19 protein-coding genes are annotated in these 23,469 nt (G+C 72.2%); 3 read left to right on the top strand and 16 right to left on the bottom strand.

What is annotated here, in order from left to right:
* Positions 1-31 precede the first annotated feature (31 nt).
* The 9 genes from ACIP79_RS37320 to infC all read right to left on the bottom strand — a co-directional run bounded on the left by ACIP79_RS37320 (position 32) and on the right by infC (position 10,742).
* Positions 32-1,372 (bottom strand): transcriptional regulator, encoded by a 1,341-nt coding sequence (locus tag ACIP79_RS37320; protein ID WP_401231067.1) that lies wholly within the window; start codon positions 1,370-1,372, stop codon positions 32-34.
* 331 nt (positions 1,373-1,703) lie between these two features.
* Positions 1,704-2,726 (bottom strand): PP2C family protein-serine/threonine phosphatase, encoded by a 1,023-nt coding sequence (locus ACIP79_RS37315; RefSeq protein ID WP_401231065.1) that lies wholly within the window; start codon positions 2,724-2,726, stop codon positions 1,704-1,706.
* Between the two features lie 352 nt (positions 2,727-3,078).
* Positions 3,079-5,586, bottom strand: coding sequence for a phenylalanine--tRNA ligase subunit beta (gene pheT, locus ACIP79_RS37310; RefSeq protein ID WP_401231062.1), 2,508 nt, complete (start codon positions 5,584-5,586; stop codon positions 3,079-3,081).
* On the bottom strand, positions 5,586-6,713 hold the full coding sequence (gene pheS, locus ACIP79_RS37305; protein ID WP_401231059.1) for a phenylalanine--tRNA ligase subunit alpha: 1,128 nt from the start codon (positions 6,711-6,713) through the stop codon (positions 5,586-5,588). The genes pheT and pheS overlap by 1 nt, the downstream gene beginning before the upstream one ends.
* A 155-nt stretch (positions 6,714-6,868) precedes the next feature.
* A complete protein-coding gene (locus ACIP79_RS37300) occupies positions 6,869-8,083 on the bottom strand; it encodes an ATP-binding protein (protein WP_401231057.1) in 1,215 nt (404 codons plus the stop codon).
* Between the two features lie 51 nt (positions 8,084-8,134).
* Positions 8,135-8,992, bottom strand: coding sequence for a TrmH family RNA methyltransferase (locus tag ACIP79_RS37295; protein WP_401231054.1), 858 nt, complete (start codon positions 8,990-8,992; stop codon positions 8,135-8,137).
* A gap of 204 nt (positions 8,993-9,196) precedes the next feature.
* Positions 9,197-9,580, bottom strand: a complete 384-nt coding sequence (gene rplT / locus ACIP79_RS37290; protein WP_019066261.1) for a 50S ribosomal protein L20 — start codon at positions 9,578-9,580, stop codon at positions 9,197-9,199.
* A gap of 110 nt (positions 9,581-9,690) precedes the next feature.
* The gene (gene rpmI, locus ACIP79_RS37285; protein ID WP_003947156.1) at positions 9,691-9,885 is read right to left on the bottom strand and encodes a 50S ribosomal protein L35; all 195 of its coding nucleotides are present in this window, start codon (positions 9,883-9,885) and stop codon (positions 9,691-9,693) included.
* 152 nt (positions 9,886-10,037) lie between these two features.
* On the bottom strand, positions 10,038-10,742 hold the full coding sequence (gene infC / locus ACIP79_RS37280; RefSeq protein WP_401231049.1) for a translation initiation factor IF-3: 705 nt from the start codon (positions 10,740-10,742) through the stop codon (positions 10,038-10,040).
* 356 nt (positions 10,743-11,098) lie between these two features.
* Here infC and ACIP79_RS37275 point away from each other — a divergent pair, with 356 nt between their 5' ends.
* Positions 11,099-11,467 (top strand): DUF1844 domain-containing protein, encoded by a 369-nt coding sequence (locus ACIP79_RS37275; RefSeq protein WP_383686038.1) that lies wholly within the window; start codon positions 11,099-11,101, stop codon positions 11,465-11,467.
* Positions 11,468-11,560: 93 nt separating this feature from the next.
* Here ACIP79_RS37275 and ACIP79_RS37270 read toward each other — a convergent pair whose 3' ends face one another.
* Complete coding sequence (locus tag ACIP79_RS37270) at positions 11,561-12,292, bottom strand: SseB family protein (protein ID WP_401231046.1); 732 nt, start codon at positions 12,290-12,292, stop codon at positions 11,561-11,563.
* Positions 12,293-12,441: 149 nt separating this feature from the next.
* Between ACIP79_RS37270 and ACIP79_RS37265 the strand changes: the two genes are divergently transcribed.
* The gene (locus ACIP79_RS37265) at positions 12,442-13,422 is read left to right on the top strand and encodes a serine hydrolase (protein ID WP_401231043.1); all 981 of its coding nucleotides are present in this window, start codon (positions 12,442-12,444) and stop codon (positions 13,420-13,422) included.
* A gap of 11 nt (positions 13,423-13,433) precedes the next feature.
* On the opposite strand, the gene mycP is transcribed toward ACIP79_RS37265, so the two are convergent.
* Both mycP and ACIP79_RS37255 read right to left on the bottom strand, forming a co-directional pair.
* On the bottom strand, positions 13,434-14,636 hold the full coding sequence (gene mycP, locus ACIP79_RS37260) for a type VII secretion-associated serine protease mycosin (protein WP_401231041.1): 1,203 nt from the start codon (positions 14,634-14,636) through the stop codon (positions 13,434-13,436).
* Positions 14,633-15,727, bottom strand: coding sequence for a hypothetical protein (locus tag ACIP79_RS37255; RefSeq protein ID WP_401231039.1), 1,095 nt, complete (start codon positions 15,725-15,727; stop codon positions 14,633-14,635). Before ACIP79_RS37255 ends, mycP begins: the two co-directional genes overlap by 4 nt.
* Positions 15,728-17,685: 1,958 nt before the next feature.
* Between ACIP79_RS37255 and ACIP79_RS37250 the strand changes: the two genes are divergently transcribed.
* Entirely contained in the window at positions 17,686-18,888 is a 1,203-nt protein-coding gene (locus ACIP79_RS37250) for an amino acid deaminase/aldolase (RefSeq protein ID WP_401231036.1), read from the top strand.
* Positions 18,889-18,905: 17 nt separating this feature from the next.
* On the opposite strand, the gene ACIP79_RS37245 is transcribed toward ACIP79_RS37250, so the two are convergent.
* The 4 genes from ACIP79_RS37245 to ACIP79_RS37230 are packed head-to-tail and all read right to left on the bottom strand — an operon-like array spanning position 18,906 to position 23,392.
* Entirely contained in the window at positions 18,906-19,808 is a 903-nt protein-coding gene (locus ACIP79_RS37245; protein WP_401231207.1) for a DUF2510 domain-containing protein, read from the bottom strand.
* A gap of 43 nt (positions 19,809-19,851) precedes the next feature.
* Positions 19,852-20,643 (bottom strand): 3-oxoacyl-ACP reductase, encoded by a 792-nt coding sequence (locus ACIP79_RS37240; RefSeq protein WP_401231033.1) that lies wholly within the window; start codon positions 20,641-20,643, stop codon positions 19,852-19,854.
* Positions 20,640-22,019 (bottom strand): aldehyde dehydrogenase family protein, encoded by a 1,380-nt coding sequence (locus tag ACIP79_RS37235; RefSeq protein ID WP_401231030.1) that lies wholly within the window; start codon positions 22,017-22,019, stop codon positions 20,640-20,642. The genes ACIP79_RS37240 and ACIP79_RS37235 overlap by 4 nt, the downstream gene beginning before the upstream one ends.
* 8 nt (positions 22,020-22,027) lie before the next feature.
* Positions 22,028-23,392 carry a glutamine synthetase family protein gene (locus ACIP79_RS37230; protein ID WP_401231027.1) on the bottom strand — a complete coding sequence of 455 codons (1,365 nt, stop codon included), beginning with the start codon at positions 23,390-23,392 and terminating at the stop codon, positions 22,028-22,030.
* Positions 23,393-23,469: the final 77 nt, after the last annotated feature.

The following is a 23,469-nucleotide window of genomic DNA, read 5'->3' as shown; positions in this document are numbered from 1 at the left end:
CGGCGAACGGTTCGGCAGCGGCCCGGCGTTCTTACAGCGGTACGCGCAGTGCCCCGTCGATGAGCTCGGCGGCCTCGGAGGTACCGGCGCACCCACTGGTCACCAGGTGTTCGCGGACCGCGCGCAGTCTGTCGCGCAGCCGCTGGGACTCCATCCCCCGTGCTTGTTCGGCCATCTGGAGCGCGGTGGCGACCGCCTTGTCGGCGTTGCCCTGGCGCAGCTCGATCTGGCTGAGCATGGCGAGCCGGTGCACCCGTCCCCGGTCGTGGGCCGGGGTGTCCACGGCGGCCACCGCGTGCTCGGCCGCCGCCACCAGGTCACCGAGGCTGAGCAGCGCCTCCGCCACCTGTACGTTGACCAGACCCGGCTGGACATAGCCGGTCTCGTCGGGCTCGTAACCGCGCCGGATGCGGTCGGCCGCCTGCTCGGCCCGCCGGATGCAGGACAGCGCGCCGCTGCCGTCACCGAGATGCGCGTACGCCTTGGCCTGCATCGCGTAGAGGTCGGAGGCGAGGGCCGGGGTGATCTGCCGCCCCGCGGCGCGCAGCGCGGCCTCGGCGAAGGCGACGGCCTGCCGGTGCTCGCGCATGAAGAGCGACTGGTTGACCAGGAGGGCTATGACGTAGGCCCCGAGTCCCCTGTCCCCGCTGGCCTTCGCCAGGCGCAGCGCCTGGTGGAAGTAGCGCTGGGCGAGTCCGTGGGCGTCGGAGTCGTAGGCGCAGATGCCCGCGATGGCTACCAACCCGCCGGTCGCGCGGTGGAGTTGGCGGCCGGTGGCGTCGGTGTAGCTGCCGCGGAGCAGCGGGGCCGTCTCGGAGTTGAGGAAACCGACGATCCGGGTGCGGGTCGCGATGCCGCCGGCCTTGCGGTACATCTGCTCGTAGTGGGCGCGGGCCGCGCGGAGCATGTCGATGTCGGCCATGCTCACGTCGTGGCGTCCGCCGCGCGAGACGTCCACGTCCTCGGGCGGGTTCTCCCACTCCCACACCGGCATGACGGCGGGTGTCCCGGTGACGGCGGGCGCGCCGAGGATGTGCGGGCGCTGCTGTTCGTCGGAGCGCCACAGGGCGGTGGCCCGCTCGACGAAACCGGAGAGCGTGGTGCCGTGCGGGGTGGCCGGTTCACCGGGTACGCCCAGTCCGATGTCGTCGAGCGTGACGGGCCTGTGCAGCCGGGCCGCGAGCACCTCGCAGATCAGGTCGGGCACCTGGCCGCGCGGGCGCTGGCCCTTCAACCACCGTGCGACAGCGGTGTGTTCGTACCTGAGCGCGAGACCGCGCGCCCTCCCCGCCTGGTTGACGTGGGCGGCGAGTCCCGCGTGCGAGATGCCCGCCTCGTCGAGAATCGCGTCGAGCAGAGTGTTGGGATGCATGGAGGCCCCCGGGTGGCTCGGTGCCGACGGTGTCGACAGTGCTATCACAGTAGGGCGGCCCGTTTCACACGGGGTGTGAACGGAGTGCCCGCATCCACGCCGTGCACGCGCTGTCGCGGAGCGTGCACTGCCGGTTGACTGAGATGCCTCGCAAGAGGCCGGCCGGGCCGCCGGCTCCCCCTCGTACAGTGCGGCGGCCCGATCCCGCGCCGTCCGCCCAGCTGCCTGCCCGACACTCCGTGGCGGGGCGGACGGCACCGCCGGATCAAGGCGAGCCCAGCTCACGGCGAGCCCAGCTCACGGCGAGCCCAGCTCACGGCGAGAGCCCGGCTCACGTGACGTGGTGGATCACGGAGTGAACCTGCTGTGCCGGCACGCGTTTTCGGTCGTTGCGCAGCACCAGCAGCGCTATGTCGTCGGCCGGCGTTCCGCCCGTGTGGCGCAGGACCTGGCTGAACACCGCGCGCAGCACCGACTGGGGCGAGACCGGCTGCACCCGGACGGCGTCGGTGAGCACGGCGGGCAGCGGGAAGAACCGGCCTCGTCCGTCGCGCGCGTCCTCGACACCGTCGGTGTGCAGGAAGAGCCCCTCGCCGGGCAGCAGTTGACCGCAGCGCACGTAGGGCAGCTCGGCCGGGAGCGGGAACGGCCCCAGCGGGGGCAGGGGTTCGAGGCAGGACAGCCGCTCGACATGACCGCGCACACCGGCCGGCTCCGCGTGGCTGCGCAGGAGATACGGCCACGGGTGACCGCAGTTGAGGGCGTACACCTCGCCGTCCCGGCGGATCTCCAGGAGCAGCAGGGTGACGAACTCCTCGCCGGCCGGGCCGTCGGGGTCGAGGCCCGACGAAGGATGCTCGGCCCGGGTGCGTTCGCGCAGGTGTCTGGCCAGCGCCCGGTCCAGTCTCCGCAGTACGCGGTCGAGTCGGGGTTCGTCGTGCGCCGCCTCGCGGAAGCTGCCGAGGACGGCGGCGACGGTGGCGATGGCCCCGAGGCCGTGCCCGCGGACGTCGCCCATGACGACCCGCACACCGTGTTCGGTGGCGATCACCTCGTACAGGTCACCGCCGACGATCGCGCCGTGGTCCGCGGAGAGTTGGGCCGCGGCGACGTTCAGGCCGTCGATCCGCGGAGGCAGCGGCCGCAGCAGCACGTTCTGGGCGGCGCCCGCGATCCTGCGGATCTGCCGCAGCTCCCGCAGCAACGTGGTCCTGACGTGGAGTATCAGCCCGGTGCCGACCGCGAAGAACACCGCGCAGGTGACGATCCGGGCGCCCAGCCCGTCCTCCCGGGCGAGCGGGCACGCGAGCTTGTACGTGATCGCCATCGCGCCCCAGGCGGTGGGCAGCCCCATGCTCAGCACCCGCCGCAGCGGAGGAGGGCCGGCCCGCCGAACCGCCCGGCCGAGGCCGAGCCGCAGGCCACGCCTTCTGCGCGGCCGGAGACTTCCCCCGCGCACCGCCCTGGCCAGCATCCGCCCGTGCCTACGGGGCGTCGCCCTGCAGGGAGCCCCTCCAGCCTTTATTTGGATCATGCCGATTGGCCCCCCAATAGGCCCTGCCAGCGCAGAGGGCCTCCGCGAGGCCGGTCCGATTCTGTCGACCGCATGCCCCGATCGGGCCAGATCGCCCGGACTTGTCACTCGAAGGAGTGAGGGGCACACCCGGTGGTCCGGGTGTACCCCTCAACTGCCCTCGTGCGGTGGGTCAGGCGCCGCGCAGCACCGCTCCGGTCCGCTCGGCGGCCAGCGCGACCGCCGCGTCACGGGCCTGCGAGGCCTCGTCGACGGTCAGCGTCCGGTCCGCGGCACGGAAGCGCAGCGCGTACGCCAGGGACTTCCTGCCCTCGCCGAGCTGCTCGTCGTTCTCGTAGACGTCGAACAGCCGGATGGACTCCAGCAGTTCGCCCGCGCCCTGGAGCAGCGCCTTCTCGACGTCCACGTGCGGCACGGACCGGTCGACGACCAGTGCCACGTCCTGCGTCGCCACCGGGAAGGCGGAGATCTTCGGACCCTTCGGGACACCGGTGCTCGCCTGCTCCAGCACGTCCAGGTCCAGCTCCATCGCGCTGGTGCGCGCCGGCAGTCCCAGCGTCTTCAGGACACCGGGGTGCAGCTCACCGGCGTACCCGATGACCTGGTCGGCGCCGTCGACGACGACGGCCAGTTCGGCACAGCGGCCGGGGTGCCACGGCCCGTACTGCCCGGCGCGGACGAGGAGTTCGGTCCCCGCCTCGCGGGCCAGCGAGCGTGCCGCCTCGATCGCGTCGGCCCAGTCGGCCGGGCGCCCCCTGCCCCACCAGCCGGCCTGCTCGCGGGCGCCCGTGAGGACGACGGCGGCGTGCCGGGGCTGGGCGGGGAGCGCGGCGGTGAGCGACGCGATCTCCTCGTCGGTGGGACGGCGGTCGACGGGCAGCCGCCCGGCGACGCGCAGTTCCTCGCGCGGGTGGAAGACCAGGCCCGTCTCGAAGAGCGCGAGGTCGTGGCTGCCACGGCCGTCGTTGCGGCGCAGCGCGCCGAGCAGGCCCGGCAGCAGCGTCGTACGGAGCGCGGGCTCCTCGTCGGAGAGCGGGTTGACCAGCTTGACGACCCTGCGCTTCGGGTCGTCGGCGGCCAGTGCGAGCTGGTCGAAGACGTGCTCGCCGATGAAGGGGTAGTTCGGCGCCTCGACGTATCCGGCGCCGGCCAGCACCCGCCCGACGCGGCGGTGCAGCCGCTGCCGTTCGGTCAGACCGAGGCCCGCCGGCGGCTTCGGCAGCGTGGAGGGCAGGTTCTCGTAGCCCTCCAGGCGGATGACCTCCTCCGCCAGGTCGTTCGGGTCGGTCAGGTCGGGCCGCCAGGACGGCACGGTGACGATCAGCTCGTCCTGCCCGTACACGTCGCAGCCGACCTGCTGGAGACGGCGTACGACGGTCTCGCGGCCGTAGTCGACACCGGCCACCTTGTCCGGGTGGTTCGCCGGGATGGTGATGGTGTGCGGCGCGGAGGGCGAGATGACCTCGGTGACGCCGGCGTCGGCGGTGCCGCCCGCGAGGATCACCAGCAGGTCGACGGTCCGCTGGGCCGCGGCGGACGCGGCCTGCGGGTCGACGCCGCGCTCGAAGCGCTTGGACGCCTCGGAGGCCAGCTTGTGCCGGCGTGCGGTACGGGCGATGGACAGCGCGTCGAAGTGCGCGGCCTCGATGACGACCTCGGTGGTGGTGCCCTCGGTGTCGTCGATCTCGGTGTTCGCGCCGCCCATGACGCCCGCCAGGCCGATCGGACCGCGGTCGTCGGTGATGACCAGGTCCTCGGCGTCCAGCGTGCGCTTGACGCCGTCGAGGGTGGTGAGCTTCTCGCCCTGCTCGGCCCGGCGCACGCCGATCGCGCCCTGGACGCGGGTGCGGTCGTAGGCGTGCAGCGGCTGACCCAGCTCCAGCATCACGTAGTTGGTGATGTCGACGGCGAGCGAGATCGGGCGCATGCCGGCCTTCTGGAGGCGGCGCTGGAGCCAGATCGGGGAGCGGGCCTCGGGGTCGAGCCCCGTCACCGTGCGCGCGGTGAAGCGGTCGCAGCCGAACGGGTCGGACACCTGCACCGGGTACCCGAAGGCGTTCGGGGCGGGTACGTCGAGCAGCGCCGGGTCGCTCAGCGGCAGCCCGTACGCGATGGCGGCCTCGCGGGCCACACCGCGCAGCGAGAGGGCGTAGCCGCGGTCGGGCGTGACGGCGATGTCGAGGACCTCGTCGACGAGCTGGAGCAGCTCGATGGCGTCGGAGCCGACCTCGACCTCGGGCGGCAGCACGATGATGCCGCCGCTGCCGTCGTCGCCCATGCCCAGCTCGTCGCCGGAGCAGATCATGCCGTGCGAGGTCTTGCCGTACGTCTTGCGCGCGGCGATCGCGAAGTTGCCGGGCAGCACGGCGCCCGGCAGGACCACGACGACCTTGTCGCCGACGGCGAAGTTGCGGGCGCCGCAGACGATCTCCTGGGGCTCACCCGTGCCGTTGGCGGTGCCGACGTCGACGGTGCAGAAGCGGATGGGCTTCTTGAACTCCGTCAGTTCCTCGATGGTCAGCACCTGGCCGACGACCAGCGGTCCCTTGAGGTCGGCGCCGAGCTGCTCGACGGTCTCCACCTCCAGGCCTGCCGAGATGAGCTTGGCCTGGACGTCGCGCCCGGTCTGAGTCGCCGGCAGGTCGACGTACTCCCGCAGCCAAGAAAGCGGGACCCGCATCAGATCTCCATCCCGAACGGCCGGGTGAACCGGACGTCGCCCTCGACCATGTCTCGCATGTCCTCGACGCTGTGGCGGAACATCAGCATCCGCTCGATGCCGAACCCGAAGGCGAATCCGCTGTACTTCTCCGGGTCCACGCCGCAGGCGGTCAGCACCCGCGGGTTGACCATGCCGCAGCCGCCCAGCTCGATCCAGCCCTCGCTGGAGCAGGTCCGGCAGGGGCGGTCGGGGTTGCCGACGGACTCGCCCTTGCAGACGTAGCAGAGCATGTCCATCTCGGCGGACGGCTCGGTGAAGGGGAAGTAGTTCGGCCGCAGCCGGGTCTTCATGTCGGCGCCGAAGAGCGACTGGACCATGTGGTCCAGGGTGCCCTTGAGGTCGGCCATGGTCAGACCCTCGTCGACGGCGAGGAGCTCGATCTGGTGGAAGACCGGGGTGTGCGTGGCGTCCAGCTCGTCGGTGCGGAAGACCCGCCCGGGGCAGACGACGTAGACCGGCGGCTCGCGGTCGAGCATGGCGCGGGCCTGCACGGGCGAGGTGTGCGTGCGCAGCACGACGCCGGACTCGTCGCCCCGGGTGCCCTCGGGGCCCTGGACGAAGAAGGTGTCCTGCATCTGCCGGGCCGGGTGGTCGGGCGTGAAGTTGAGGGCGTCGAAGTTGAACCACTCCGCCTCGACCTCGGGGCCCTCGGCGATCTCGTATCCCATGGACACGAAGACGTCCGCGACCCGCTCCATCATCGTGGTCAGCGGGTGCCGGGCGCCGGCCGGGACACGGTCGTACGGCAGCGTGACGTCCACCGCCTCCTCGACCAGCACCCGGGCGTCGCGGTCGGCCTCCAGCTCGGCCTGCCGGCCGGCCAGCGCCTTGTTCACCGCGGCGCGGGCCTGGCCGACGAGCTTGCCCGCGGACGCCTTGGCGTGCGGGGGCAGCGCACCGATCTCGCGGTTGGCGAGGGACAACGGGGAGGCGGCGCCGGTGTGGGCGACCTTGGCCTCCTGGAGCGCGTCGAGGTCACCGGCGGCGGCGAAGGCGGCGAGCGCCTCGTCCCGCATGCGCTCGATCTCTTCCGGTTTCAGGGCCTCGACCTCTACAGGGTCGTACGACTTGTTCGGTGCCGACATCTCTTCCCGTGCTTCCGCTTGGCTGGCTGATGGTCCCCGTCCCGACTCGGGGGACGCGCATCGTCCCTGAAACATGAAACGGGGACGCAAAGGTGCCAGAGGCCGAGTCTAACGGGGGTGAGCTGAGTGATTGCGCCCGTGGGCCCTCGTCGGCGTTACAGCAGGTACGCCGGGGTGCTCACGGGCAACGTAAATCGGAACTGGGCGCCGCCGCCGGGGGCCCGGCCGACCGTGATGGAGCCGCCGTGGGCCTCGACGATGCCCTTGACGATGTAGAGCCCGAGGCCCGTCCCGCCGCGCTTGCTGCCCCGCCAGAAGCGGGTGAAGACGCGGTTCATGGACTCCTCCGGGATGCCGGTGCCCTCGTCGCTCACCGTGACCGATGTCGCGGCGTTCCTGCCGTCCTCCCCCTCACGTGGGGAGGCCGAGGGCGTCACCTCGATAGTGACGGTTCCCTCGCCGTGGCGCACCGCGTTTTCGATCAGGTTGCTGAGCACCTGGTCGACCTTGTCGGGGTCGGCCCACAGGGCGGGCAGCGGATGTTCGATGCGCACCAGGAAGCGGTCGGCGGACTGGCCGGAGGCGACGTAGGCCTGGATGTGCCGGCCGACGGCGGCGCCCATGTCGACGGGCTGGCGGCGCACTTCGAGCCGTCCGGAGTCGATGCGGGAGATGTCGAGGAGTTCGGCGATGAGCCGGGTGACGCGGTTGGCGTCGGCGTCGACGGTCTCCAGCATGAGTTTCTTCTGATCGTCGGTGAAGCGCTCCCACTTGGCCAGCAGGGTGGCCGTGAAACCCTTGACGGAGGTGAGCGGGGAGCGCAGTTCGTGGGCGACGGTGGCGATCAGCTCGGCGTGGCTGCGCTCGGTGCGGCGCCGGGCCTCGGTGTCCCGCAGCGAGACGACGACACGCTGGACGGGGCCGGTGGGGCGCGTGCGTACGTACCGCGCGGTGACGAGCACCTCGCGCCCGCCGGGCAGCAGCAGGTTCCGCTCGGGCTGTCCGACCCTGATGGCGAGACCGCCGTACGGGTCGGTGAGCTGCCACCATCTGCGCCCTTCGAGGTCCTCTAAAGGGAGGGCCCATTCCAGCGGGCGGCCGAGGGCGTCGGCGGCGGACACGGCGGCGATACGGGCCGCGGCGGCGTTGAAGCAGATCACGCGCCCGCGTTCGTCGGCGACGACGAGTCCGTCGGGGAGGTCGTCGGGGTCGATGCCGAGTCCGGCTCCGAGTCCGGCGACCAGGCCTGCTCCGGGCTCCGGGTCCGGGCCGGCTCCGAGTTCGGCGGCATCACCGCGCCGGGACGCGGGCATGCCGCGGGCGTCCCGTGCTCGCGGCGCCTTGTGCGCGCCGCTCGTGCCGACACTCATCCCCGTATCCCACCTCTCGTCCGGCAGTGGGCCCCCGAGCAGGTCACCCTACTAGCTCTCGGTGACGGAGCGGCACCCTCCGGAGGCGCGCTGCGCGCGGGCGGACGCGTAGAGACATACGGCTGCGGCGGTGGCGAGGTTCAGGCTCTCGGCTTTTCCGTGGATGGGTACGCGGACGACGGCGTCGGTCAGCGCGCGGGTCTCCTCCGGAAGCCCCCACGCCTCGTTCCCGAACACCCAGGCGGTCGGGCCGCCCATCGTCCCCTTGTCCAGCTCGTCGTCGAGGTCGTCCTCCCCGGCGCCGTCGGCGGCCAGGATCCGGACACCGGCGTCCTTGAGTCCGCGCACCGCTCGCTCGACGGGCACGCCGACGGCGACGGGCAGATGGAACAGGGAGCCCACCGAGGCCCGTACGGCCTTGGGGTTGTAGAGGTCCACGGAGGCGTCGGTGAGGACGACGGCCTCGGCTCCGGCGGCGTCGGCGCACCGCAGCACGGTGCCGGCGTTCCCCGGATCGCGTACGTGCGCGAGGACGGCGACGAGCTTGGGGCGCGCGCCGAGGATCTCCTCGAAGGGCGTGTCCAGGAAGCGGCAGACGCCCACGAGACCCTGCGGTGTGACGGTCGTCGAGATCTCGGCGATCACGTCCTCGGCGGCGTGGTGCACGCGGGCGCCGGCGTTCCGGGCGTCCGCGACGATGTCGGCGTAGCGCTCCGCCGCCTCGACTGTCGCGAACAGTTCCACGAGGGTCGCGTTCCCGTCGCGACGGTGGGCCGCCGCCTCCCGCACGGCCTGCGGCCCCTCGGCGAGGAACAGCCGCTCCTTCCCCCGGAAGTTCCGCCTGGCCAGCCGCCGCGCGGCCAGGACACGGGGCGACTTGGGGGAAATGAGTTCAGGAGCGGCAACCAAGCAACTCACCTTCAGGGAGGAAGCCCAGGGGCGCGGGGAACTGCGCGAGCAACCCACCGCCACCGACGGACGACGAACAACGGACGACGGCGGACGCAAGCGGACCCGTAGGCCGGCAGGGCCTACGGGTCCGGTTGACCGGCTCAGCACACGGCCTGAGCACACGACTCAGGCCGGCTGTATCGGCTCAGGCCAGCGTCAGCGTCACGCGGCCTTCGGCGCGTTGACGTCCGACGGCAGCGCCTTCTGGGCGACCTCGACGAGCGCGGCGAACGCGCCCGCGTCGTTGACGGCCAGCTCGGCGAGGATCTTGCGGTCGACCTCGATGTTGGCCGCGTTCAGACCCTGGATGAAGCGGTTGTAGGTGATGCCGTTGGCGCGGGCAGCGGCGTTGATGCGCTGGATCCACAGCCGGCGGAAGTCGCCCTTGCGCTTCTTGCGGTCGTTGTAGTTGTAGACCAGGGAGTGGGTGACCTGCTCCTTGGCCTTGCGGTACAGGCGCGAGCGCTGACCGCGGTAGCCGCTGGCGGCTTCGAGGATTGCCCGGCGCTTCTTGTGGGCGTTGACTGCCCGCTTGACGCGTGCCACTTGTTAACTCCTTGCAGCGGGGCCGTGGTGGGACTCACACGGCCCGAAATCGATGGGGTCCCGGTCCTGACGTACGGCGCGCGGTGATCGAGGGATCAGGCGCCGAGACGTCACTTGCCGAGAAGCTTCTTGATCTTCTTGGCGTCGCCCGGGGCCATCTCGGCGTTGCCGGTGAGGCGGCGCGTCAGGCGGGACGACTTGTGCTCGAGCAGGTGGCGCTTGCCGGCGCGCTCACGGAGCACCTTGCCGGAGCCGGTGATCTTGAAGCGCTTGCTGGCACCGCTGTGCGACTTGTTCTTCGGCATAGCGCCGTTCTCTCCTCGTCAGTGGCGTTCCGGTGCCCGGTCGTTAAACCGGGCACGGTGGAACGTCATATATGTCGGTTTGCATCCCTGGACGGCTGTCCCGGGACTCCCTGGACTCTCGTCCCGGGCTCCCGGGGCGTTCGCCCTGGGATCTAGACCTCCGCGGACGCCTCGGCCGGAGCCTCGGCGGTCTCGACGTCGTCGGCCTCGTCGGCGTCCGGGATGTCGTCGCCCGCGTGGTTCTGCGACTTGCCCGGGTTGGCCTTCGCTTCCGCCTTGCGAGCCGCCTGGGCCTCACGGGCCTCGGCCATCGCCTCGGTCTTCTTCTTGTGCGGACCGAGAACCATGATCATGTTTCGGCCGTCCTGCTTCGGGTTCGACTCGATGAACCCGAGATCCTCGACGTCCGTCGCGAGCCGCTGGAGCAGTCGGTAGCCGAGCTCCGGCCTGGACTGCTCGCGACCACGGAACATGATCGTGATCTTGACCTTGTCGCCCTGCTTGAGGAACCGGACGACGTGACCCTTTTTGGTGTCGTAGTCGTGCGGGTCGATCTTCGGCCGGAGCTTCATTTCCTTGATGACCGTGTGCGCCTGGTTCTTGCGCGCCTCACGGGCCTTCATGGCCGACTCGTACTTGAACTTCCCGTAGTCCATGAGCTTGCAGACGGGCGGGCGAGCGCTCGCCGCCACCTCGACCAGGTCGAGGTCGTACTCCTGCGCAAGCTCCAGGGCCTTGGCAAGCGGAACAATCCCGACCTGCTCGCCGCTGGGACCGACAAGTCGCACCTCGGGAACGCGAATCCGGTCGTTGATGCGGGGCTCGGTGCTGATGGATCCTCCTCGGTAGCACCACACGGCGGTCTGGCGGACAGCCGCGTATGTCTCTGATGACAGTTGGACCAACCACCGCGGGGCATGAAAAATGCCCCGGACGGGACACAGGCGGGGCTCCAAGGATTACCGGAGCACCGCCGCGGTGATCCGCGGGGCGCACTTCGGGCGACTCCATCGTCCGTACGGAACGATGGTGACCGCCTGACCGGGTGACCCGCCGTCCCGGAGGACAGTCAGGTGGGAGATCGGAGCCTCCACTTGTGGGCCGAGCACATAAGTGTCCGGCCGGTCGTTACACAAGGTTAGCAGCTCGGACGGGGAACGGCTAACCGAGGCCGATCGGGGCCTTCGCGCGCCAGGCCCCTATCGTGGGGTTCATGAGTGACACCCCTCCCCAGACGCCCGACTACGACACCATGACCCGCGACATCGCCGAGGTCCCGGCGGTCGAGGTGATCGTGACGGTCGCCGTCAACCTGATGAGTGCCGCCGCCGTCAAGCTCGGCCTGGCCCCGCAAGAGGAAGGGGAGGTCGACGAGCACAAGGACCTGGACGAGGCGCGCAAGCTGGTGCACGCGCTCGCCGGGCTGCTCGACGCGAGCGCCACCGAGATCAGCTCCTTCCACGCCGCGCCGCTGCGCGACGGACTGAAGTCGCTCCAGCTCGCCTTCCGCGAGGCCTCGATCGTCCCGGACGAGCCGGGCCAGGGCCCGGGCGAGAAGTACACCGGCCCGATCTACGGCTGACGGAGGCGGCGCCCGCTACCGCCGCCGTACGTAAGGCGCTCTGCTATCGCCGTACGTGCGGCGCCCCGCTACGGCCGTACGCAAGGGGGCGCATTACTGCCGTACGTAAAGGGGCGAGCCCGGTGGCGTTGCTCCGGCCGGCATGAGCGCCAGGTCGAGGCCGCGCACCAGGCGCCCGCGCAGTGTCTCGTCGGCGGCCAGCCGTCCGGCGATCGCGCGGGCGGTCTCGGCCGCGGGCGCGGACGGATCCAGTACGAGCGCCAGGGTGCCGTCCGCCTGCCCGGGGCCGAGGTGGGCGCTGAGCACCGCGGTCTCGGCGGCGACGGCCGCGCGTACGGCCTCGGTGACGGCCGGGTCGGCGAGCGGATCCGGGTCCGTACGCCCCTCCGCGAGCGCGAGCAGCGCGGGACCCGTCAGCTCGTAGGGCACCGGCCCCGCCAGGTCGAGTACGACGGTGTCGGCCCGCTCGTGCGCGGCGGCCTGGAGGGCCTGGTGCAGGGGTACGGCGACGGGGCGGGCCTCGGGGTCCCAGCGGGCCAGTGACCCCGTGGACGTGAAGGCGGGCAGGGCGGTGCGCCCGCCCGCCTTGAGGGTGGGGACCGCCATGTCGCTGGTCTTCTCGTGGCGCAGTCCGTTCTCGTCCTCCTCGACCTCGCCGAGCACGGCCACGACGGGCACGAGCAGCCGGGCCCCCTTGAGCGCCTCCAGGACCGGCCGTACGGCGGTGCGGTCCTCGGCCCAGGCGGCGAGCGCCGCGGCCAGCCGGGGATCGGCGGAGCCGTCGTCGTCGGAGAAGCCGGGGTCGGGAATGTTCTTGTTCGCCACGGTCCCCGACCCTATCGGGGGGATGCTGCTGGGCTTGTGCGGCCCCCGAAACCCCGGGGTGACACGTCTCAGGGGATTCTCATCGGCCCCTGACGCACATTTCACACGGGTCTAACCACGGGCACAGGCCCGGCGCCCAGCATCGCGGAATGGACCGAGAAAGATCCGGCCGCCGTCGCACTCGACCGCCCCTGCGCAGGCACTTCGTCTACGCCGCGGTGGCCTCCGTCGTTCTCGTCGGGGGTACGGCGGCCGGGACCGCATACATGAGGGCCCAGGCGCACACCGGCCCGGACCTCGTATCGTCGGCCTCCGCGGCATCGGCGTCACCGAGCGCCGACGAGGAGGCACCGGTGGAACCCGTGACAGCGCCCGCGCCCGAGGTGTCCCCGGACGCGCTCCTGGCCGAGGGGATGACGTCCGTGTCCGTCCAGGACGGTGCCGCGGTGTCGGTGTCCGTGCTCGACGTCGACTCCGGCGAGAGCGCCGCCTACGGCGAGGGGGCCTTCGACACGGCGAGCATCGTCAAGGTCGACATCCTGGCCACGCTGCTGCTCCAGGCGCAGGACGCGGGCCGGGAGCTGACCGCGGCGGAGAAGGCCCAGGCCACCCTGATGATCGAGAACAGCGACAACACGGCCGCCAGCACCCTCTGGGACGCGATCGGGCAGGCGGACGGTCTCGACACCGCGAACCAGACCTTCGGGCTGACGTCCACGACCGGCGGCGACGGCGCCCTGTGGGGTCTGACGCAGACCACGTCCGCCGACCAGCTCACCCTGCTGCGGCAGGTGTTCGGGGACGACTCGAAGCTCGACGAGACCTCGCGGACGTACGTGCGCGGGCTCATGGGTGAGATCGCCGTCGACCAGCACTGGGGGGTGTCCGCCGCGGCCGACGGCTCCGAGTGGGCCCTGAAGAACGGCTGGCTGGCACGCAGCACGACCGGGCTGTGGGACATCAACAGCATCGGACGCGTCACCGCCGACGGTCACGACTACCTGGTCGCGGTGCTGTCGAACGGCACCACGACGAAGGCGAAGGGGATCTCGCTGGTCGAGGCGGCGGCGAAGGCGGCGGTGGCCGCGCTCCAGGGGGCGTCCAGCGGTACGGCTTCGGCCTCGGACTAGGCCGGGGTTCGTCAGAAGCCGTCGTACTCGCGGGGTTCCCTGCGGCCTCGCCACAGGACGACGGCCGCGGCGAGGAGCACCGCGCCGATGCCGCCCGCGAGCGGGCCCGCCCAGCCGATGGAGTCCGTGTCGTCCTGGGGGGTGTCGGGACCGGAGCCGAAGTACTTCTGGCCGTACTGCGTCTTGATCCCCTCGGGCTTGAGCCGGCCGCCCTCCTTGATGGCGGCGGCGGGGTCGATGAAGCCGTAGCCGCGGGAGTCGTCCCGGCCGCCCGTGGGGGCGTTGCGGGCGGTGTCCTCCAGGAGCTGCTTGATCTGGGCCGGGGAGAGGCCGGGGTGGGCCGCCTTGATGAGCGCCACGGCGCCGGAGACGAACGCGGAGGCGGCGCTGGTGCCCCAGCCCTCGTAGTACCGCTCGTCCGGGTCGGCGATCACGACGTCGACGCCGGGGGCGCTGACCGTGGCGTACCAGCGGCGGGTGGAGAACGAGGCGCGGGTGCCGTTGCTGTCGACGGCGGTCGCGGCGATCACGCCCGGGTAGGCCGCGGGGTAGGAGATGTGGTCGCCCTTCTCGCCGCCGTTGCCGGCCGAGGCCACGACGACGGCGCCCTTCTTCAGGGCGTACTGGACGGCCTCGTCCTCGGCGGGTTCGGGGTGGGCGGACGCGGAGTCGTCGCCCAGGGAGAGGTTGATGACGTCGGCGCCGTTGTCGGCGGCCCAGCGGATGCCGTCGGCGAGGGCGTTTCCGCGGGTGTTGCGGGCCTTCGTACGGGAGGAGTCGCCGTCTTCGAGGATGACGCGGACGGGGAGGATCCGGGACTCGGGGGCGATGCCCATCACGCCGTCGGCGTCGTCGAGACCGTGTCCGTGGCCGGCGATGATCCCCGCCATGGCGGTCCCGTGCCTGGCCCAGGCCCGGTCGCCGCGGGACGCTCCGAAGCCGACCATGTCCTTGCCGGTGAGGACGTTGCCCTCCAGGTCCGGGTGTTGGTCGTCGACGCCCGTGTCGAGGACGGCGACGGTGATACCCCGGCCCTTCGTGGTCTGCCAGGCCTCCTGTGTGTGCATCGCGTCGAGCGCCCACTGCTGGGCGCGGATGCCGTCGGCGTGGGCGGTGGTGGCGGGGACGAGGGCGAGGGAGGCGGCGAGCAGGACGGTGAGGAGTCCGGCTCCGCGCCGTCCCCGGGCGCCGGACCGGGGTGCCGGGTGGGTCATGACGGCTTCTCCGTGGCCGAGGGGACGGTCTTGCGGAAACCCCGCTCCACGCGGTCGGCGAGACCCTGGGCGTCGTGGCCGAGTCCGGCCTGCGCCGGGTCCGTGGTCGCGCCGGGCTTCATGGCGTCCTCGGCGGGCTGCGGGGCGGTGACGTCGCGGCCGTCGGCGAAGCCGGAGACTGCGTAGACGACTACGGGGGCGTCGGTGAGGACCGACACCGTCCAGGAGGCGCGCTGGTCGTCGCCGAAGCCGGCCGCGGCGGTGTTCCCGACCGCGTACGGGCGGGGCATCAGGTCGGTACGCCGGTCCAGGCCGTCCTTCTCGAAGCGGGCCTTCAGCGAGGTCATGGCCCTCGCGTCCGCCTTGGTGAACAGCAGGCCGACGGTGGTGACCAGGCTGCGGGTCGCGTCCGTGTAGGTGGCGCGCAGCACCCGCAGGCAGCCGGCCGGGGCGAGGGCCTTGCGCAGGAGGGGGTCGAAGGCGTTCGCGCAGCCGGTGTCCGGGGCGACGGCCACCCGTGTCCAGACGCGGTCGGCGCCGCCGGGGCCCGCGCCGTCGCCCTGCACGGTGGGCGGGAAGAGCTGGTCCACGGGCACGCTGTGCCAGAGTTCGCCCGCCGCGGCGAACTCGGTCCGCGCGTCGTCGCCCGCCGAGCTCTCACCCGTCAGCCAACTCCCGGTCACCGCACCGCCGATGAGGCCGAATCCCAGCACGACACAGGCCGCGGCGGCCAGTGCCCTGGGGCGGGTGCGGGTCCCTCGGCGGCGTACGCGAACGTTGTCGTCGAACGCCTCCGGCCGTCCGAAGAAGACGAACGGGCGCTCCACGACCGGGGGTTCGGGTATGGGCGTGGGCCGGGGGGCGGGACTCTCGGGCACGGGGGGTGCGTCGGGGAACCGCGCGGAGGCGGGTGGCGGGGGCGGCGATGTCTGGTCGGGCCTGCGCGACGGGCGCAGGCCCGGGAAGCGACGGGCGCCCTGCCCGGGGCGCGGAGCCGTACCGGCCGGCCGCACCGGGGGCGCCTCCGGAACCGGAGCCTCCGCGTCGGTGGAGAAGTCGAAGAAGTCGAACGAACTCGGCGGCGCCGGCACGCGAGGACCACGTCCACCACCCGCGTCCGCCCCCGACGTACGGGGACCGCCGTCACCCTCCCCGGACCGCGCTCCCGGAGCCGGCCCGGTACCGATCCGCTCCGCGGGCGGCCCTGCGGGCCGAGCCGGCCCGGCGGTGCCGGGCCGCTGCGGCGACCCCGTCCGGGGTCCAGCGGTGGAAGACCGCCCCGCCGACAGCTCACCGGTACGGCGCGACTCGGCGTCGCCGTCCCACGCTTCCGCGGGCCTGAACCGAAGCGGGGCGTCGTTCGACGGCACGTCCTGGGCCCCGGGCGGACGCGACGGAGCAGCCCCGGACCGCGTCGGCCGGGGTCCACTCGTCGGGTCCTGTCCCGGCGGCGGGCTCTGTGGCGGGGGCGGCGGGACCGCCCCCCTGGCCGGGGAGCTTCCACTCGCGGGGCTCCGCCCGGGCACGTCGGTCCGCCCCGGCGACATGGACCGGAACGGAGTCCGCGAACCGTCCGTAACGGAAGCCCCGTTCGACGCCACCGCACGTCCCGGCGCCGCCGACCGCTCCGAAGTCCGCGGACGGCCCGAAACGGACGGGTGGCGGTCCTGCGGCGCCGATTGGTCCCGCCCTGAAAGCCGCTCCGGGCTCCGGCGCTCGTCCACGAAAGGCGAACGGGCTGAGGCCGACGGCTGGTTCGAGGGCGCCGACTGACCCGGCACCGCGGACTGATCCGACAACGGCGGACGGCTCGGCCCCGATGGGCGGTCCTGTGGCGTCGGCTGGGCGGCCCGCGAAGGCTGCTCCGGGGTTCGCGGCCCGTCGGGGAACGGCGAACGGGTAGAGGACGGTGACTGGTTCGGGGGCACCGACCGACCTGGCCCAGCAGGCTGATCCCGGCCTCGTGACGCGTCCGGGAACGGCGAACGGGCCGAAGCCGACGGGCGGTCCTGCGGTGCCGACTGGGCCCGCCCTGACGACTGCTCCGGGCTCCGGCGCTCATCCACGAAAGGCGAACGGGCTGAGGCCGACGACTGGTTCGGGGGTGCCGAGGGTGCCGACTGACCCGGCCTCGCGGGCTGCTCCTCGCTCGTTGGGCGGAGCGGGGCCGACAGGCGGTCCGAGAAGCGCGGTCGGTCCGGCTCCGACGGCCGGGTCGGCGGCGGGGACTGACCCGGCACCGCAGGCTGTTCCGGACTCCGCCCCTCGTCCAGGAACGGCGAACGGCCCGACCCCGGGGGCTGGTTCGGGGCCGGCGGCTGAGCTGGGCTCGGGGGCTGTTCCGAGGTCGGAGGGCGGGTCGGGGGCCATGGTTGGCCCGCGATCGGGGGCCAGTTCGCTGCCGACGGCTGGGCGGCGAGCGGTGGTTGGCCGGATGCCGGGCGTTGGTCCGAAAGCGGCTGTCGGCCTGACGCCGGGCGTTGGTCCGAAAGCGGCTGTCGGCCTGACGCCGGGCGTTGGTCCCCAACCGGCTGTCGGTCCGGCGTCGGGCGTGGGTCCGAAAGCGGCTGTCGGCCTGACGTCGGGTGCTGGTCCGCGGGCGGCTGTCGGTCCGGTGTCGGGGGCCGGCTCGGCCTCGGGGGGTGGTCCGGGGGTGGTGGGGTGTCCGGGGTGGGGGGCTGGTCCGGGGGCGGCGGAGTCGGTGGGTGGGGTGGGGTCGGTGGGCGTGGGGGGATCGAGGCCCGGCGCGCTTCCGTGCTCATGCACCCCCCGTTTCCTCGAACCGGGCAGTCGGCTCGTCTCGGAGCTCTGCCGGGCCGTAGCTGCAGTTGCGGGAGGGCGTCCGGACGGGTCGCCCGCCACGGGCACGCATACCCGCGCCGGGGGGCCGTCACCCCGGGCGCGCCCCGCCCGGGCAAGGTCGTTCCTCCCTGCGTGCGCGTCACTCTACGGGTTGACACGGGCCCGGAGGGAACCAGTCGGCAGGCCCGGGGCATCTGCCCGGATCGTCCCCCTACCCTGCGGTAATCCTGTCTGGCAGGCTTCGGTCATGACTGCCCGCGCCGCAGACCGGGCCCGTTACGACCGGGCCACCGCTCACCTCGACGCCCCACTCGCGATCGTGGACCTGGAGGCCTTCGACACGAACGCGGACGACCTCGTCCGCAGGGCCGGGGGCAAACCGGTCCGCGTCGCCAGCAAATCCGTCCGCTGCCGCACCCTCCTCGAACGCGTCCTCGCCCGGGACGGCTTCGCCGGGATCATGTCCTTCACCCTCGCCGAATCGATCTGGCTGGCCCGCTCCGGCTTCGACGACATCCTGCTCGCCTACCCGTCCGCCGACACCCGCGGTTTCGCCGAGCTGGCCTCGGACCCCAAGCTCGCCGCCGCCGTGACGGTCATGGTCGACGACCCGGCCCAGCTGCGTTTCATCGACGAGGCACGCCAGGGCGGCACCGAAGTCGTGCGCGTCTGCCTGGAGTTGGACACCTCCCTCCAGCTGCTCGGCGGCCGGGTCCGGATCGGCGCCCTGCGTTCACCGCTCCGCTCCGCCGCCCAACTCGCCGAGCTGGCGCGCTCGGTGGCCCGGCGCCCAGGGTTCAAACTCGTCGGGATCATGGCGTACGAGGGCCACATCGCGGGTGTCGGTGACGCGGTCGAGGGACGGCCGCTGCGCTCGCGGGCGGTCCGCCTGATGCAGGCCACCGCCCGCAAGGAGCTCGTCCAGCGGCGCGCCGACGTCGTCCGTGCCGTACGGGCCGTGGAGCCCGACCTGGAGTTCGTCAACGGCGGCGGCACCGGCAGCGTGCAGCACACCGCCGCCGAGGACTCGGTCACGGAGATCGCCGCGGGGTCGGGACTGTACGTGCCGCGGCTCTTCGACAACTACACCTCGTTCAGCGGGCGTCCGGCCGCGCTCTTCGCCCAGCCCGTGGTCCGCCGCCCGGGCGTCGGGATCGTGACCGTGCTCGGCGGCGGCTACCCGGCGTCGGGCGCCGCGGGCCCCGACCGGCTGCCGGTGCCCTACCTCCCGGAAGGGCTGAGGTACGACCCCCAGGAGGGCCCCGGCGAGGTGCAGACACCGCTGATCGGCGCCCCCGCGGACGACCTGCTGATCGGCGACAAGGTGTGGTTCCGGCACGCCAAGGCCGGTGAGCTGTGCGAGCGGTTCGACACGCTCCACCTGGTGGCGGGCGACTCGGTGACGGAGTCCGTCCCGACGTACCGCGGGGAAGGCCACACCTTCCTCTGACGCACGCCCTCCCCGGCCTACCGGGACGGGCCGATGCTGCTCCCCACACCGCCGCCGGTGTCCGCGTCGCCGACCGGCCGAATCCCCTTGGTGATCCGGTCCATGTCGGCCGGCGGCGGCCCGGCCGCGCCCGCGTCGAAGGCGAACCGCACGATGACCAGCGCCTGCGAGCCCACGCCCGCCGGGAACGCCAGCGACTGGACGTAACCCCCGGGCCCCGCGGCGGTCCTGACCTGCCAGCGCACGAAGTACCCGGCCCGCCCCGCGACGGCGACCGGCCCGGCCTTGACCCGCTTGTGGGAGTCGATGCCGTCGTAGGGGCGCCGGTCGAGGATGTCACGGTCGTACGCGCTGTCCGCGGCCTCCGCGATGTCCCGCTCGGCCAGGGCTTTCGGGGACTTCTCGTCGTTCCCGGTGACCGTGCGCGAGATGACCCGTCCGTGGTGGCAGAGACCGGGGTCGCCGGGGCAGTCGTAGGTGCCCGGCGTCGTCAGTACGACGTCGTCCTCGGTGACGTTCTCGGGCCGCACCCAGCCGTCGAGCAACGGGAAGGTGATGCCGTTGAGTTCGTCCACGACGACGCCGGCATCCTCGGACGGGGGCGGGGCGGGCGTGAGGGTGGTGGAGGGGGACGGCCTGGAGGAGGACGCGAACGGCGGCTCGGGGTTCGTCGCGACGGCGCCGGGGTCGTCGCCCCGGTCGAGGAGCACGGCGCCGGTGACGATCGAGGCGACCAGCACGGTGACGGCGACGACGAGGGCGACGGCTCTGGCGCGGCCGGAGCCCCCGTCGGGGAACTCCGGCCCGGCCGGGAGCTGTTGGGACGTCTGGCGTCGGTGTTCGGTCCACGCGGTCCCGTCCCACCAGCGCTCGGCGAGCGGGTACGACGGGTCGCGGTACCAACCGGGCGGCGGCGTCATGCTCATCCCGGCACCCTAGTGCCGTGACAGGCACCGGGCCCCGCTACATCGGCGTGACGTACGCGCCCGAGATTCCGCCGTCCACCAGGAAGTCACTGGCGTTGACGAAGGAGGAGTCGTCGCTGGCCAGGAACGCGACCGCCGCGGCGATCTCGTCCGCCTCGGCGAACCGGCCGACCGGAATGTGCACGAGCCGGCGCGCGGCCCGCTCGGGGTCCTTGGCGAACAGCTCCCGGAGCAAGGGGGTGTTGACCGGTCCGGGGCACAGCGCGTTGACCCGGATGCCCTCCCGGGCGAACTGCACGCCCAGTTCACGGGACATGGCCAGGACACCGCCCTTGGAGGCCGTGTACGAGATCTGCGAGGTCGCCGCGCCCATCCGGGCCACGAAGGAAGCGGTGTTGATGATGGAGCCCTTGCCCTGGCGCCGCATGTAGGGGATCGCGGACTTGCAGCACAGGTAGACCGAGGTGAGGTTGACCTCCTGGACCCGCTTCCAGGCCTCCAGGCCGGTCTCCAGGATCGAGTCGTCGTCGGGGGGTGAGATACCCGCGTTGTTGAAGGCGATGTCGACGGAGCCGTAGGTGTCGTACGCCGTCCCGAAGAGCGCCTCGACCTGCTCGGGGTCGGTGACGTCGACCTTGACGAAGATTCCGCCGGCCTCCTCGGCGGCGGCCTTGCCGCTCGTGTCGTCGACGTCGCCGCAGACGACGTGCGCGCCCTCGGACGCGAGCCGTCGCGCGGTGGCGAGCCCGATGCCGCTGCCCGCGCCGGTGATGACGGCGGTACGGCCGACCAGCCGGCGGCAGATGGTCTCTGAGGTCTGTGACGTCACTGTGCGGGACCCTCCGTGCTGATGAAGACGTTCTTGGTCTCGGTGAAGGCGGTGAGGGCGTCCGGGCCGAGTTCGCGGCCGATCCCCGACTGCTTGAACCCGCCGAAGGGGGTCCAGTAGCGGACGCTGGAGTGGGAGTTGACGGACAGGTTCCCGGCGCGGACGGCCGCGGAGACGCGCAGGGCGCGGCCGACGTCACGGGTCCAGATGGAGCCGGACAGGCCGTAGTCGGTGGCGTTGGCCAGCCTGATCGCGTCGGCCTCGTCGTCGAAGGGGAGGACGACCGCGACCGGGCCGAAGACCTCCTCGACGGCGACGCGAGCGTGGGGTTCGACCTCGGTGAGGACGGTGGGCGGGAACCAGAAGCCGGGGCCTTCGGGCGCCTTGCCGTGGATGCCCGGCGCGTCGGCGGCGACGTACGAACGCACGCGTTCCAGTTGCGCCCTGGAGATCAGCGGCCCCATCTGGGTGCGCTCGTCGGACGGGTCGCCGACGACGACGGACTCGACGGCGGGGGCGAGGAGTTCGAGGAAGCGGTCGTAGGCGGAGCGCTGGACGAGGATGCGGGTGCGGGCGCAGCAGTCCTGGCCGGAGTTGTCGAGGAAGGCCATGGGAGCCGCCGCGGCGGCGGCCTCGACGTCCGCGTCGGCGAAGACGATGTTCGGGCTCTTGCCGCCGAGTTCGAGGGTGACGCGCTTGAGGAGGGCCGAGCCCTTCGCCAACACCTGTTTACCGACGGCGGTCGACCCCGTGAAGACGATCTTCGCGACACCGGGGTGTTCGACGAGTGCGTTGCCCGCGACGGGACCCGCGCCGGGGAGAACTTGGAAGAGGTGCTCGGGAAGGCCTGCCTCCAGGGCGAGTTCGGCCAGTCGCAGGGCGGTGAGCGGGGTCGTCTCGGCGGGCTTGAGGACGACCGCGTTGCCCGCCGCGAGCGCCGGGGCGGTGCCCCAGGCGGCGATCGGCAGCGGGAAGTTCCACGGAGCGATGATCCCGACGACGCCGAGCGGTTCGAGGATCGTGATGTCCAGACCGCCGGCGACCGGGATCTGGTGGCCGGTGAGCCGCTCCACTCCACCGGCCGCGTAGTCCAGCAGGTCACGGACGTTGCCCACCTCCCAGCGGGCGTTGCCGATCACGTGCCCGGCCTCGCGGACCTCGAGACGGGCGAGCTCCTCCAGGTGTTCGTCGACGACGACGGCGAACCGGCGCAGCAGCCGGGCGCGTTCGCCCGGGGCCAGGGCGGCCCACCGGACCTGTGCCTTTCCCGCCCGTACGACGGCGGCGTCGACGTCGGCCTCGGTGGCCCCGGGGACGGTGGCGACGATCTCCTCGGTCGCCGGGTCGAGGACTTCCAGTTCGTAGGGTCGGGACACGTTCGGCCTCACATGCGTTCGAAGGAGCGGCGGAGCTCCCAGTCGGTCACCACGGCGTCGAAGGCGTCCAGTTCGACGCGCGCCATGTTGCGGTAGTGCGCGACCACCTCGTCACCGAAGGCGGCTCGGGCGACGGGGCTGTTCTCCCAGAGCTCGGCGGCCTCGCGCAGGGTGGTGGGGACGTGGTCGTACCCGGCGGTGTAGGCGTTGCCGGTGCACGCGTCCGGCAGTTCCAGCTTCTTCTCGATGCCGTAAAGCCCGGCCGCGACGAGCCCGGCGACGGCCAGGTGCGGGTTGACGTCGCCGCCGGGGAGCCGGTTCTCGAAGCGCATGGAGCGGCCGTGGCCGACCACCCGGAGGGCGCAGGTGCGGTTGTCCTGGCCCCAGGCGACGGCGGTCGGGGCGAAGGAGCCCGGCTGGAACCGCTTGTAGGAGTTGATGTTCGGGGCGTAGAGGAGCGAGAAGTCGCGGAGCGCGGCGAGCTGTCCTGCGAGGAAGTGCCGCATGACGTCCGACATGCCGCCCGGTCCGTCGCCGGCCATGACGTTCGTGCCGTCCTTGTCGGTGAGCGAGAGGTGGATGTGGCAGGAGTTGCCCTCGCGCTCGTTGTACTTCGCCATGAAGGTGAGCGAGACGCCCTCCTGGGAGGCGATCTCCTTGGCTCCGGTCTTGTAGACCGCGTGCTGGTCGCAGGTGACCAGGGCCTCGTCGTACTTGAAGACGATCTCGTGCTGGCCGGGATTGCACTCGCCCTTGGCGGACTCGACGGTGAGGCCGGCGGCCTGCATCTCGTTGCGGACGCGGCGCAGCAGCGGCTCGATCCGTCCCGTCCCCAGCACCGAGTAGTCGATGTTGTACTGGTTGGCCGGGGTGAGCCCCTTGTACCCGGCGTCCCAGGCCTGTTCGTAGGTGTCCTTGAAGACGATGAACTCCAGCTCCGTGCCGACCTGGGCGGTGAGACCGAGTTCGGCGAGCCGGTCGAGCTGGCGGCGCAGGATCTGGCGGGGCGCGGCCACCACCGGGGAGCCGTCGTTCCACGCGAGGTCGGCGACGACCAGGGCCGTGCCCTCGTTCCAGGGAACCCGGCGCAGGGTGCTCAGGTCGGGGTGCATGGCGAAGTCGCCGTATCCCCGGTCCCAGGAGGACATCTCGTAACCGTCGACGGTGTTCATCTCGGTGTCGACGGCGAGCAGGTAGTTGCAGCCCTCCGTGCCGTGTTCGAGGACCTCGTCGAGGAAGAATCGCGCGGCGAACCGCTTGCCCTGGAGCCGTCCCTGCATGTCGGGGAAGGCCAGGACGACCGTGTCGATCTCGCCGCCCGCGACCAGGTCGCGCAGTTCCTCGACGGTGAGCGGGGGTGTGCGGTCTGCCACCGGAAAAGCCTCCTTGGGTCAGCCGAGAGTCATAAGGTATTGCTGAGAACCATTGCTTGGGAAGGGGGCACGACCGG

It is taken from the genome of Streptomyces sp. NPDC088747, assembly GCF_044751025.1.
In the GTDB taxonomy this organism is placed as follows: Bacteria; Actinomycetota; Actinomycetes; order Streptomycetales; family Streptomycetaceae; genus Streptomyces.
This window is presented reverse-complemented; position numbering and strand designations above follow the sequence as displayed.